A 13,307-nucleotide genomic window follows, 5' to 3' on the forward strand; every position below is an offset into this window, starting at 1 on the left:
GGTATCGGCGGTCTTATCGGTCGGCACCACCGGGATCGTGTCGTAATCACAGGTCGGACGCGGCCACGGATCGACCATTGTGTTGAAGGCGTTGTCGTGTGCCGGAATTCCGATGGCTTCCGAACCCGCGCGCAGCGCCGGGAACAGCGCCTCGATGGCCGGTTGGCGCAACTTGGCGGCCTTGGTGATGGCGACGAAGTTGGTGATCAGATTGGTCATCGGGTCCTGCGTGTCGTGCACGATGCCGCCGAGTGTGGCCAATTGGCCGGGCCCGAGTTCGAGGAATTTGCGCACTTCCTGATCGGCCGCGGTCAACTGTTGGAACAGTGTGCTCGAGCCGGTGGTCAGCGTGGTCAGATCGGGTTGGGCGTGCGTGGTGGTTTCTGCGATCACCTGCAGGTTATCGATGAGTCGCTGGGTTTGCGGGAGCAGATCATTCAGTCCGGACATGGCCCGGCTGATTCCGGCGACCATATTGCGCAACCGATCCGGACCACCGGCCAGGGCCTTGTCGAGTTCATCGATGATCACATTGAGTCGGGCCGGATTCATCCCGCCGATCAGCCCGCTCATATTCGTGAGCACGGACTGCACCGTCACCGGTGTGCTCGTGGCCGACCGATCGACGATCGAGCCGTCGGACAGATACGGTCCGCTGTCGGAGTCGGGGCGGAAGTCGAGGTACTGCTCCCCCGCCGCCGAGAGCCTGCCGACGGCGACGGTGCCGCCCACCGGAATCTTTGCGGTGTCATTGATTTCGGCGATGGCGGCGACACCGTCACCGGATACCCGAACGTCGAGTACCTTGCCGACCCGGCTGCCGCGGAAGGTGACGTCATTGTTCGGCGCGAGTCCGCCCGAACTCTTCAGCTCGACCCGGACCCGGTAGGTGCTCGGCAGCGGATTGATCCGCAGCACGGCCGCACCGAGATAGGACATGCCGAGAATCAACACGACGATCAGCCCGATATTCGCCACCGCGATCCGATGCCGAACCAGCCAGTGCCACAGCGGAATATTCATCGCCCACCGCCCTGCAACCGCCCGATGACCTTCTGGATCACCTCGGCCAGACTGCCGATGAATGCGGGTACATCGCCGATTTCCGGCCAGCGGCTACCGTTCGGATCGGTGAGCGCACCGATATCGAGATAAGAAACCGTGGCGGCGACCGCAAGCACCGGTCCGTCATAACTGGCCATGACATTGGGATAGATGGCGTGCAGCCCGTCCAGCGTCCCCGCCAAATTGTCACCCATCCGGGTGAAGCCGGACATCAGCCGCTGAATACTGTCGAACAGGCTCAGGAACTCCGGGCCGGTGGTGTCGGTGAAATCACCGAGCGCGGACATGGTGACCGAGACCTTGGCGACGAGTTCGGCGATACTCCTGTTGTTTTCGGCGACCAGTCCGATCAACGGCGGGAAGGTATCCGCAGCCGCACCCAATTCCGCCTTGCGCCTGGCCAATTCGCCGGTGAGCACATTCAGTCCGGAGAGCACACTGTCGACGTCGGCGGTGCGTGCGTTGAGTGCCGCGAGCACATCGGTCATCTCGGTGATCAGATGTGACAGCTGCGGTGCCCGACCGGCGAACATCGAATTCATCTCGGTGGTTATCCGGGCCACCTGATTGAGCCCACCGCCGTTGAGCAGCATGGAGATCGACATCATCAACTGTTCGACCGACGCGCCGGTGCCGGTATGGTCGGGCGCGATCGTGTCACCGGGACGCAGCATTTCGGCGCTCTCTTGCTTGGCGGGCAGCGTCATGGCGACGAACATGTCACCGAGCGGAGTAGCCTGGCGCAGTTCGGCGGTGGTGCCGCGGGGCAGCTGAATATCCTGCCGGATCCGCATTTCCACATCGGCGAGAAAGTTCGTGGTGCTGATCTTGGAGACCATGCCGATTTCGGTGCCGCCGATCGTCACGTGTGCATTCGCGGGCAGATTGAGTGCGTCCTTGAAAACGGCATGCAACTCATAACCCGGCCCGCCGATGCCCGGCTTGGGCAGCGGCACATTGTCGACCGTCACGGCACACCCCGCCGAGGCGACAACAACCATCGCCGCGACGAAAGCCGAGCGCGCCGCCCTCATTTGGTGATCCCGAGGAGTGCGGCGGTCAATCCGAAGTCGGGGCCGAAGTCCTGGATCTTCCCGGTCCGGCAGCCGTCGAGACGCAGCTGGATACGCTCGCAGAACAGCGAAAGCGCCGCACCGTCCAGCACCGCTTTGTCCAGCAGACCGTGCAGGCGCAGTGCCCGGTTCTCACGGCTCACGGCATTCGAGAAGTTCTCGAAGAACAGCGGTGTCACATCGGTGATTTCGGTGAGCCCGCGGGCATTGGCCCGCATCTGCGCGGTCAATGTCGTGAATCGGGTGAGCGCACCGAGTAGTTGTTCGCGATTCTGGCCGACCACGGTCGAGGTATTGGTGACGAAGTCGTTGAGCTGGGTGATCACCGCCTGCAAACCCGGCGCCTGCTCCCCCATCAGTTGCACGAGTTCGGTGAGCCGCCCGCTGAAATCCCTTACCGTCTGGTCGTTCTGGGCGATGATCTCGGTGATTTCATTGAGTTTGACGATGGTACTGGAGATCTGATCGCCATTGGCGAGGGTGACCTCGAATGCCGACGACAGATCGTCCAGCGTTTCACGCAGCTTGTCGCCATTGCCGTTCAGCAGCGGGAACAGCACGCGGCTCGCCATCGGGCCGGTTTCGTTGTCGCCCTTCAAGGCCGCGCCGAGTTGATCGAAGGTTTCCAGAATGCGGTCGAGTTCGACCGGGGTACGAGTCCGGGCGAGCGGGATGTGCTGACCGTCGGTCAGCACCGGACCGTTGCCTTCGTAGGCCGGGGCGAGTTCCACATGCCGATTGGTGATCAGCTGTGGTGAGACCAGCGCCGCCATGGCGTCGGCCGGAATGCGCACGCCCTTATCGATGGACATCGTGACTTCGACATAACTGCCCTTGGGGGTCACGGTATCGACCCGGCCGACCGGAACACCGAGCACCGCAACGTCATTGCCCGCATATAGACCGGCGACATTCTCGAAGTCGGCACTGATCTGCAGATGTTCACCGAGATACTGATCGGGCAGTGCGGTGAGGCTGTCGGGTAGCAGCGAACAACCGGTCGCCACCGTTGCGGCGAGGCCGAGCACCGTCGATTTCAGCAAGGTACCGATCTTCATCAATTGCACCCCTGTACGGCTTGGGCGAAGCACAGCCAGTTGTCCGGGAATACCCATGGCGCCCACACATCGCCGTACGGGCCGTTGCCGAGGGCATTGTTGAACTGCCGCAATGCGACCGGCATGATCTCGTAGAGCGAATCGAGGTTGTCCCGGTTCTTTTCCAGGCCCTCGGACATGGTGTTCAGATTCTGGATGAGGGGACCGAGTTGGTCCTGGTTCTCCAAGCCCATGTCCTGCAGCAGCCGCGACAGGCTCGCGACATTGTCGAGCAATTGTTTCAGCAGGTTCTGCCGCAGTGCGACGGCATTGCCGATGGCCTCGCCGCGGGTCAGTAGCAGCAGCACGCTATTGCGGTTGTCGGAGGCCAGCTCGGCCACCTGATCCATGCTCTTCAGCAGTGTGTCCACCTCGTCGCGGCGATCATTGATCACCTTGGCCAGCGCGCCGATGCTGTTCAGCGCCTCGACGGTGAGCTGCGGCGAGTCACCCATCTGCTGGCTGAGCACATCCAGTGACTGCCGCAGTTTCGCCGGGTCCAGGCGTTCGATCCGCTCGAAGGACGATTTGTAGTTCGGATCCCGGATGACCTTGCCGAGGTTGTAGGGCACCGAAGTCTGCTTCAGTGGAATCCGGTTGTCCGGCAGTCCTTTTCCATTACCCGGCACCAACTCGACGTGCAGCTTGCCGAGGATGGTCGTCATCTTGATGGCGGCCGAGGCGTCCGGACCGAGTCGAAGATCCTTGCGCACCTTCAGATCCACGACGACCTTCGCGCCGTCGAGTCGCACGGCACTCACCGAACCGACCTCGATGCCGGAGACATCCACGGATGCTCCCGATCGCAGACCCGCCGCTTGCGCGAATTCGGCATGAATCGTCTTGTCGCCGAGATGCGCCTGCGATAACGCACTCGAGCCGACCAACAGCACGACGACCGAACCGGCCGCGAGCAGTCCCAGCCACAACAAGCGATTGCGTATCCGACCCAGTAGTGCCGTCATCGGCAGACCTCCGAATGGGAATTGCCGCCCACCTGCGAGAACAGCCCCGGTGGCAGCAGCACGCCCCATAGCGAGACGTCCAGCGAGCAGATATAGGCGTTGGCGTACGCGCCGTAGCTGGTGAACCGGGCGAGACCATTGAGAATGGTCGGCAGCTCTACCGCCGCCTGATCCAACGACGCACCATTGAGAATCAGCAGGGCGACGCCGCTGGTCGCATCGTTCTGTGCCCGAGCCAGATTCGGCTTCACCTGACCGATCAGCGCCGCCAGCGAATCGGTGGATTTCGCCACCGTATCGACTGACGACTTCAGCGATTCGCCCTGCGCGTAGAGCGATTCCACCAGCGAACGCGCCTGCGTGATCAGGGTTTCCAATTCACCGCTGCGATTGGCCAGGCCCGCGATCACACTGCTGAGATTGCCGATGACATCGCCGAGAATCTTGTCGCGCTGACCGAAGGTGCCCGCGAGTTCGGCAGCCTGGGTGATCAGCGCACTGAGCGATACATTGTTGCCTTGCAGGGCCTGGATCAGGGTCTCCGACAGCGAATTGACCTGGTCCGGTTGCAGCACACTGAACAGCGGTTCGAAACCCGACAGCAACGATGACACATCGAACGACGGTTCGGTGCGCTCGACGGGAATCGCGGATCCGGCGGTCAGCGCCGTGCCCTCGTCCTTGCCCGGAACCAGCGCGATATAGCGCTGGCCGATCAGATTCTGGTACCGCACCAGGGCTTTCGTCGTCGTTGTCAGCCGCTGATCGTGCTGGATACGGAAGTCCACGCGCGCCTTGTAGTCGCCGTCGAAATCGATGGCGTCGACCCGCCCGACCCGCACACCCGCCATCCGGATGTCATCGCCGATGCGCAGTCCGAGCACGTCGGTGAAAGTGGCCGAGTACGAATCGGTATCGCCGCTCACCGAACGTTGCAGCGTCGACCAGATCGTGTACGTCAACAGCACCGCGACCACGGCGAACAGACTGAATCCGGCCAGTGCTTTCCCTGATTTCATGTATTCACCGCCCTTCATCCGGTGCGGTGTCGTACACGGTTACCGAACCACCGGCCAGTACCGGAGCCAAGAGCAGGTATTGCGCGGTGGTCGGCCGACCGCCGACTATCGCCGCCGCGGCATCGAGTCCGCGCAGATTCGAATTCGGCTGGACGGGTCGATCCGTCGCAGCGGCAGGCGCGGTGATGCCCGGAATCGTGTGCAGCCCCGGAATACTCGGCAGTCCGGGGATACTCGGTAGCCCCTGTGCCGGAGCAATGGGCGCCGGTCCCGCGGCTGCCAACCGCTGCGGCATCAGCTGCGGCGGAAACTCCTGCGGCGGTGCGACATCCGGTACCGTACTGCCTCCACACCGCGGACCGGCCATGGTGCCGTAGTGCGGACAGTCCTTGGCCGTGTACTGCTGGAAGGGCGTGAAGCTGACATCCATCTTCCACACCATCTGTCGGCTCGGTCCGAACCCGAAGGTCGTGCGCACTCGTTGCAGCGCGGCATTGAAATTGGCGGCGGTATCCGGGATGGCCTGAGGATCCCTGGCCAGACCGCCGAACAGGCCGTCGAGTCCGACGACCAAGTCCTTCCCGGCGTCCGGATTACGTGCGAAAAGCGCATTGACCGAATCGACCGCGCCGCTGGCATTGGTCAGCAGCGCGACGAGGTTGTCACGCCGCTCGGTGAGCGTGCGTGCGGTGGTCACCGAATCCGACAGCACACCGACCAACTCCGGCGCCGAAACGCTCAGCGCCGTCACGGCCCGGCCGAGGTTGCCGAGCAGATCGCCGATGCCGGGAGTCGCGTGCACCTGGGTGAGCCAGGTATCGAGGCGTTCGATGGTGGAACCCGGCACCCGCGCGGCGGGATCGAGTGCGTCGGCGAGTGTCGCGAGCACCCGGCCCAGCTTCTCCGGCTGGATATGATCGAGCACATCGCGCAGCACACTGAGCGTGGTCTGCAGCTGCACGGTGCCTTCGCTGGTGTCCTCGGAAATCCGGGCCCCCGCGCGCAGGGTTTCGGTGGCGTGCCCGTTGTCGACGAGTTCGATGGCGGTCACGCCGAAGATATTGTTGGGGATCACCCGGGCCGTGACATTCGCCGGAATAAAGCCCGCCACAGCCGGTTTCAGATCCAGGGCCGCATCCTGACGTTCACCCTCGGCGACGACATCGACACCGGCCACGGTACCGACGACCATGCCACGGAACTTCACATCGGCATGGGTCGGCAACCCGTCACCGGTACTGGTGAGCACCGCGACAACCGAGACCTTGTCCTGGAAATAGCCGGTATAGCGCAGGCCGAGCAGGTACAGCAGCAATGCGGCGGCCGTGGTCATGGCTATTCCAGCGAGCGTGAGTTGACGTGCGGTGGGTCCGCGCCCACTTGGATCGAGCAGCATCGCCACCTACCCCGAAATCCGGAATCCGGGGTCGATGCCCCAGATTGCAAGGGTCAGAAACAGATTCACGAACACCATGACGACGATCACCATCTTGATCGCGCGCCCGGCCGCGTGGCCGACGCCTTCCGGGCCACCGGTGGCGATATAGCCGTAGTAGCACTGGATGAAGGTCGAAATGAGCACGAACACCACGACCTTGACGACCGAGAACAAGACATCGATACCGTTGAGGAACTGGAAGAAGTAATGGTCGTAGGTCCCGGCGGAGGTGCCGCCGAGGAACAGCACGGACAGCTTCGTCATCAGATAGGCAACGGCGAGACCGACGCTGTAGAGCGGGACGATGGTCAGTGTCGCGGCGATCATCCGCGTGGTCACCAGATACGGAAGTGGCCTGATGGCAATGGATTCCAGCGCATCGATCTCCTCGGAGATCCGCATCGCACCCAATTGCGCGGTGAATCGGCAGCCCGCCTGGATGGCGAAGGCCAAAGTCGCCAGGATCGGGCCGATCTCGCGCGTCGTCGCGAAACCGGAGATCGCGCCGGTCAACGGATTCATGGTGAGCAGATTCAGTGCGGTGTAGGACTCCATGCCGACAGTGATCCCGCCGAATCCGCACAGGATGATGACCACACCGACCGTGCCGCCGCCGACAATGAGCGAACCATTGCCCCAGCCCACATCGGCGGTCAGCCGCAGCACTTCCTTGCGATAGTGCCTGAGCACGAACGGAATTGCCGCCACCGCTCGGCAGAAGGTGATCCCCTGGTGGCCGAGCCGTCGGTTGGCCTGAACCGGCACGATGGCGACCGCGCCGACCGCGCGAAACGGCTTCAGCGCGGGCGGGGTGTATCGGGTGCCCATCTCAGATCACCTTCGCCGGGAAGAGCGTGTTGTAGATCTGGGTGATGATGATGTTCGTCGCGAACAGCATCAGCGCCGAATTGACCACCGCGGCGTTCACCGAGTTGGCGACCCCACCTGGACCGCCCTTGGTGTGCAGTCCGATATCGCAGGCGATGATCGCGGTCAGCGCACCGAAGATGGCCGCCTTGACCAGGGCGACCACCAGATCGTTCGCCACCGCGAAGGAGGCGAAAGTGCTGATGAACGAGCCTGCCGTGCCGCCCTGGGCGTACACGTTGAACATATAGCCGGTGGCGAAGCCGACGAAAACCACGAATCCGCACAGCAAAATGCTGACCAGGATCGCGGCCAGCAGTCGCGGCGCGACCAGTCGGCGCACCGGATCGACGCCCATCACCATCATCGCGTCGATCTCCTCGCGAATGGTGCGGGAGCCGAGATCTGCGCAGATGGCCGAACCGACCGCGCCCGCGATCATCAGCGAAGTGACCAGCGGCGCACCCTGCCGAATAATGCCGAGACCGCTGACCGCGCCGATAAATGTCGTCGCACCAACCTGATTCACCAGCGCGCCGACCTGGATCGACACGACAACGGCCACCGGGATCGCGACGAATACGGTGGGTGCGGCGGAAACGCTTGCCATGAACGCGCACTGCTTGATGAACTCGTGGAATGAGAAGCGGCGCACGAACATCGCGCGCAGCATCTCGATGAAGGCATCGCGCATCAGCCGTACCTGGCGACCCAAGGTCTCCAGCGACCGCTGTGGATGCCGTTGCCACAGGCCTTTCAAAACCTCGACGGCCCGCTCCAGATCTGTTGGCTCAGTCGGCCGTTCGGTGAGTCGAGTGCTCATGCCGACTCGCTGAGTTGATGCTGCAGCAGGACGAGCAGATAGCCGATCACGGCGATACCGGCGACGCCGGTGCTGAGCACGGCGAGCCAGAGCCCGAACCGCAGCACCGGATTGACTTTCATACGCCCCCCGAGGATCTTGACGCCGATCACCAAGATGTCGATGAGCCAAACCAAGATCATCATCAGGTCATGCACACATTCGAGAAGGTGAGCACCGGCCAGCACACGATCGAGCCGAGGAAGGATATGACCACGTCGATGCCGTGCATGCGGTGCAGATGGCTGGTGTGGGTCAGCGTCCAGATGAGGCCGACGAGCCCGTATGGAATGGCGAGAATGATGATGGTGCCGAGGAATTCGGAGACCTTCATCTCGTAGCTGAATATTCGATCCAGCTTCTTGAGCATGCGCCTGTGTCCTTTCCCCCGCCGCCTCAGCGGCACAGCCGGACACACGCCGGGGCGAGGTATCGCTGCGGCGCGAGTGCGGCCGATCACGCTGCGATCGGTCGGGTATAGGTGCGTATGTTACGCATGATTCCTTCAGTTGCGGAAGAACTTGAGAACACTTAGTTCAGCAAATCTCGCCAGAGAACCCTGTACAGCCAGCTAAACTCGGTCCACATGAAGGAGAATCATCAGTAACATACTGGATCCCAGACCGCCTCGGGCCGGTTCGACGCAGGAGCGTTCGATGACGAGCAACGCGGATTTCCGCGGCAATCCAGCCCACCACGGTGACAGCGACGGACCGATGGCCGATCTGCGCCGCCGCATCCACATGTGGAAGAACCCGATCCGAGCGCTAGCCCGAGTAGGCTTGCCACATCTGGTCGACGATCGCTTCGATGCCGGAACACTTTGACATCCAACACAATTGGTCCATCGCCTTGGCCGGATCGGCGACCAGCGAACTCGGCTCAGGCACCGCTGGGCGGTGGATGAGTGCCACGCGTCGTCCCGATACCTTCTCCACAGCGGCAACCACCTGGCGGACACTCGTGCCCCGTCCGCTGCCGATGACGTACCGCTCGGTCACGCCCGGCGGCGGCAGGTGTTCGAGCCCGGCCACGAACGCATTCGCGGCATCGGTCACGTGCACATAGTCACGGACCGTCGTGCCGTCGCCGTTGATCGCCAACGGTTCATTCCGCGCCGCAGCGCTGAACACCCTCGGGATGAGCCGAGTGGGATCCGGATCGCGGCCCCCGGCCACATTCAACAGCCGAAGAACGACAGCGGCGCCATCGTGGGCTTCGACGGCCTTTTCAGCCGCCAGCTTGCTGCTCGCGTAGGGGTGCGGCGGGTCGTCGGGCAACTCCTCGGTGATCGGCCGACCGCCCACATCGCCGTAGATCGCACCGGTCGAGGCGAATACGAGCCGGGGCACCTCGGCGCTCGCCATGGCATCGAGCAGGGCGATGGTCCCGACGGTGTTGACCCCGAAGTACCGCAGGGGGTCGGTCATCGACTCCCGCACCCTGGTCAGCCCGGCCAGATGACACACCGCATCTACGCCGTCGACCGCACGTCGAAGTGCGGCAGGGTCGAGTAAGTCCGCAACTCGAATCTCGCTGGCATGCACGATGTTCGGTCGCTCCGCACGCACCATGGCGACAGCATCGTGCCCGGTCTCCCGCAGGGCCGAGACGACAGCTGTGCCGAGGTAGCCCGCCGCTCCCGTGACAAGTACGCGCATGGCGCGAGCCTATGGAAGGCTCTGGTGGGCTACCGGATCGGGTAGCGACGGTCGATGATGTCGAACATATTAGGTTGGCCCGCTCGGTAGAGTTCGCGGTCGACGAGCTCGAGCGGTTCCCAGAGCGGCATTGTGAAGCGCGGGGTGATGGTGGCCGGTCCGGCTGGCGAGCCGGAGGCGTGCAGGATGGCATTGGCGGCGAGGCGGCCGCCTTCGTTCGCGCCCTCCATACAGGCGACGTTCATGCCGGTCTTGATCCAGTCGCCCGCGAGGAAGAGGTTATCGATCGCGGTGGCGGCGTCGGGGCGGTCGAACCAGGAGCCCGGGTTCTGGATGAAAATGGCGTCGTCGTAGGCGATTCCGGGTGTACCGGCGTCGGTGAGGGCCGGGTCGATCATCCAGGAGTGCAACATTTCGTCGGCGAGCTGGATTTCGCCGTCGTCATTGACGTGCGCCTTGATCTGCGCCCAGGTTTCGCGGGCGATCTCCTCGGGCGTGCACTGCTTGGCGGTCTTGCGGTTGAAGGTACCCGGCTCCTCCCATTCGGAAATGATGGCGGACAACACATCCTGGACACTGCCGTCGCCGTAGGTAGTCACTGGCCGTCGCCAGAACTGGGCCTCGCTGATCGAGGTCAAACCCCATGGCGCGTCGTTGTAGCCGACGTGGCCATTGGCCAGGTCGACGCGTTTGCGAAGGAAGAATTGGATACCGACCATCCAGGCGGCCTGCAGGTTCCGAATGCGCTCGAGATTCGGATCGGCCGCCACCATATCGTCGGTAATTACGTCGGGGAACTTGTCGAGCGGGATTGCGGAGAGGTAATAGTCGGCCTCCACCCGATGACGCGCGCCGCCCTGGTCGGTCACGGTGGCGGAGGTGAGGTGCGCGCCATCGCTGTCGAACCCCGAAAGGCGCTGGCCGAGTTCGAAAGTAACGCCGATCGAGCGCAGATAGTCGATCCACGGATTGATCCACGCCTCGCTGGTCGGGCCGTTGAGCACGCGGTCGTTGCCCTTGCCGTCGCTGTCGTTGTTCAGGTTCAACACCGACCACACGTACTCCTCGCCGACCAGCCCGATCGAATGTGCGCTGCAGTTACGGGATTTGGTGGCGACGAGCTCGCGGATGAAGCCGTCGCCGAGGAAACGGTTGTATTCCGGGGACGAGTTGTCCAGGCGCGCGAAATCGGTCCAGGTCATCCGCTCCCACTGCCCCAATTTGCGTTCGGTGCTGCTGGAGACGTAGACGGCTAGGCGCTCCGCGGCGAAAACCGCTTCGTGCAGCGGCAGTCGGAACAGCGATTCGAAGACCGAAGCGACGGAGTCGATGAATCCCTTGGGCGTCATCGGGAATTGCGAGAACGGCAGCGGGAACGGCAGCGGGACGGTGAGATTGCGCCGGTCCATGCTCGCGATCATGGCCGCATTGAGTCGGACGAGGTTGTCCCACACGCCGTTCGCATTGCCGGGGACGGGGATTCGACGCAGCGTATCGGGCAGATTGTGATAGAAGCCGAAGAAGCTGCGGAATCCGTGTTCGCCGGGTAGGTCGTCGGCGTAGATGCTGCGGGTCTTGCCGCCGAAAGCGCCGAGCTTCTCGTACACCGTGACCGAGAAACCGCGTTCGGCTAGTTCGTGTGCGGCGGTCAGACCCGCCGGACCCGCACCGAAGATCGCCACGGACCGGCCCGGCTGGGCGCTCGCCCGGCCGGTGGGCGCCAATGTCATGGCGGCGGCGACACCACCGGCCATAGCGGCGTTCCTCATGAATGTTCGTCGCGACTGCTTGGTCCGCATGCTGAATCTCCCGACCATCCGGCCTGCCACGTCCATGTGAGCCGCGCACAGGCGCCTGCGATGTCGCAAGATGTTACTGACTATTCTTCGGCCATGAGGCAGTTTCGGCGATGTATCCGTCGAGCGAAATCGAGGTCAACTATTCCAAGATCACTCATTCAGGGCATCCATCACACTGCCACGATGTTGCTAATAATTCTTTTCAAGGACAGAGAGCGTGCGAGAGTATGGTCGTCAGATCGGGCATGGCTTTCGGCGACTTGGTGTAGGCGTAGGTCACCGCCCGACCATCCGGTGTCGCGCCGGAGACCGTGAGGAATCCGTAGATTCCTCCGGTGTGCCCGACATACTCTGCGCCACAGGGCAGGTGAGTGGAGCCGATGCCGAGTCCGTAGTTCATATCCGCCTGTCCCATCGGCACGCCGGTCCGCATCTCCCGCAGTTCGGCGGCCGGGACGACCTGTCCGGCCAGCAGCGCTTGATAGAAGCGATTCAGATCGTCGCCGGTGGAGACCATTCCGCCCGCACCCCACGGCACCGAAGGTTCGATGCGTGACACATCGGTCAGCACACCATCGATATCGGCGTACCCCTTGGGATGCGGCCCCCGGATATCGAGCTCGCCCGGCGCGGGCAAGTAGGTGTCTTCGAGCCCCAACGGCTCGAGGATCCGCCGATTCAACTCGTCGACATACGCCGCACCCGTAACCCGTTCGACCAGCACATCCGCCACGATGTAATTTGAATTGCTGTACTCGAACCGCGCACCGGGCGCGAAATCCGCTGGCCTGCTGAGGATTATCGCGATCTGCTCGGTGGGTGTCATGATCCGTCCCGCCAGCGCCGCCGCATACTCGTCGACGCGCGGGTCTTCGGTGAGTTCCGGCAAACCGCTTTGGTGCCGCAGGATCTGGCGCACGGTGATCGCCCGCCCATCGATACCCTCGCCCCGCAACAGCCCCGGCAGATAGTTGTCCACCGGATCATCGAGCCGAATCTTGCCCTCCGCCACCAACTGCAACACCACCGCGCTGGTGAACGTCTTGCTGATACTGCCGATCCGCACCCGCTGTGGCGGCACGACCGGAATCGGCGCACGAGCACCGATATCGGCGACTCCACTCGTGAGTGTGACCGTCTTCCCGTTCTCGGTCAACGTCGCGATCATCCCGGTGACACCACCCTCGACCGCCCGATCGATATCCTCCTGAACCACCCGAATCCGGCCCTCCGAAACCCCCACCGGCGCAGCGGGATCCTCGGCACATCCCGAAAGCAGAGCAACCACACCAACAGCAATACCTACCGTCACAAGGCGCATGCCTCGACGCTAGGAATTTTCCTCGCCCCACACATCGGGGTCGCTCCCTGAGATCTCCCCAGGGAGGCCCCCTAGTACCACCGGGTGATCGTCTGCCGCCCAGATATGAATCGAGCCGGATCCGAAGGGCAGACCGGATT

General features: G+C 63.1%; 13 protein-coding genes. All 13 read right to left on the bottom strand.

Features of this window, described 5'->3' with window-relative positions; all coding sequences use genetic code 11:
* Nucleotides 1-1,023: MCE family protein (locus NP3_RS01625; protein ID WP_063037038.1), on the bottom strand; the 1,023-nt coding region annotated here is incomplete at its 3' end.
* Nucleotides 1,020-2,099, bottom strand: a complete 1,080-nt coding sequence (locus NP3_RS01630) for an MCE family protein (RefSeq protein WP_063037040.1) — start codon at nt 2,097-2,099, stop codon at nt 1,020-1,022. The genes NP3_RS01630 and NP3_RS01625, both read right to left, overlap by 4 nt.
* A complete protein-coding gene (locus NP3_RS01635; protein ID WP_063037042.1) occupies nt 2,096-3,196 on the bottom strand; it encodes an MCE family protein in 1,101 nt (366 codons plus the stop codon). Before NP3_RS01635 ends, NP3_RS01630 begins: the two co-directional genes overlap by 4 nt.
* Nucleotides 3,196-4,200, bottom strand: coding sequence for an MCE family protein (locus NP3_RS01640; RefSeq protein WP_063037044.1), 1,005 nt, complete (start codon nt 4,198-4,200; stop codon nt 3,196-3,198). Before NP3_RS01640 ends, NP3_RS01635 begins: the two co-directional genes overlap by 1 nt.
* On the bottom strand, nt 4,197-5,219 hold the full coding sequence (locus NP3_RS01645) for an MCE family protein (RefSeq protein WP_063037089.1): 1,023 nt from the start codon (nt 5,217-5,219) through the stop codon (nt 4,197-4,199). The genes NP3_RS01640 and NP3_RS01645 overlap by 4 nt, the downstream gene beginning before the upstream one ends.
* Before the next feature lie 4 nt (nt 5,220-5,223).
* Nucleotides 5,224-6,615, bottom strand: coding sequence for an MCE family protein (locus tag NP3_RS01650; protein ID WP_063037091.1), 1,392 nt, complete (start codon nt 6,613-6,615; stop codon nt 5,224-5,226).
* Between the two features lie 6 nt (nt 6,616-6,621).
* On the bottom strand, nt 6,622-7,485 hold the full coding sequence (locus NP3_RS01655) for an ABC transporter permease (protein ID WP_063037045.1): 864 nt from the start codon (nt 7,483-7,485) through the stop codon (nt 6,622-6,624).
* Between the two features lies 1 nt (nt 7,486).
* Complete coding sequence (locus NP3_RS01660) at nt 7,487-8,347, bottom strand: MlaE family ABC transporter permease (protein ID WP_063037047.1); 861 nt, start codon at nt 8,345-8,347, stop codon at nt 7,487-7,489.
* The gene (locus NP3_RS01665; protein WP_063037049.1) at nt 8,344-8,532 is read right to left on the bottom strand and encodes a hypothetical protein; all 189 of its coding nucleotides are present in this window, start codon (nt 8,530-8,532) and stop codon (nt 8,344-8,346) included. The genes NP3_RS01660 and NP3_RS01665 overlap by 4 nt, the downstream gene beginning before the upstream one ends.
* A complete protein-coding gene (locus NP3_RS01670; protein ID WP_040695729.1) occupies nt 8,532-8,756 on the bottom strand; it encodes a hypothetical protein in 225 nt (74 codons plus the stop codon). The genes NP3_RS01665 and NP3_RS01670 overlap by 1 nt, the downstream gene beginning before the upstream one ends.
* 397 nt (nt 8,757-9,153) lie before the next feature.
* Nucleotides 9,154-10,047 (bottom strand): NAD-dependent epimerase/dehydratase family protein, encoded by an 894-nt coding sequence (locus tag NP3_RS01675; protein ID WP_063037051.1) that lies wholly within the window; start codon nt 10,045-10,047, stop codon nt 9,154-9,156.
* Between the two features lie 29 nt (nt 10,048-10,076).
* On the bottom strand, nt 10,077-11,816 hold the full coding sequence (locus tag NP3_RS01680; protein WP_245720759.1) for a hydroxysqualene dehydroxylase: 1,740 nt from the start codon (nt 11,814-11,816) through the stop codon (nt 10,077-10,079).
* 232 nt (nt 11,817-12,048) lie between these two features.
* On the bottom strand, nt 12,049-13,167 hold the full coding sequence (locus tag NP3_RS01685; RefSeq protein WP_063037053.1) for a serine hydrolase domain-containing protein: 1,119 nt from the start codon (nt 13,165-13,167) through the stop codon (nt 12,049-12,051).
* Nucleotides 13,168-13,307 lie beyond the last annotated feature (140 nt).

Source organism: Nocardia pseudovaccinii NBRC 100343, from assembly GCF_001613225.1.
In the GTDB taxonomy this organism is placed as follows: domain Bacteria; phylum Actinomycetota; class Actinomycetes; order Mycobacteriales; family Mycobacteriaceae; genus Nocardia; species Nocardia pseudovaccinii.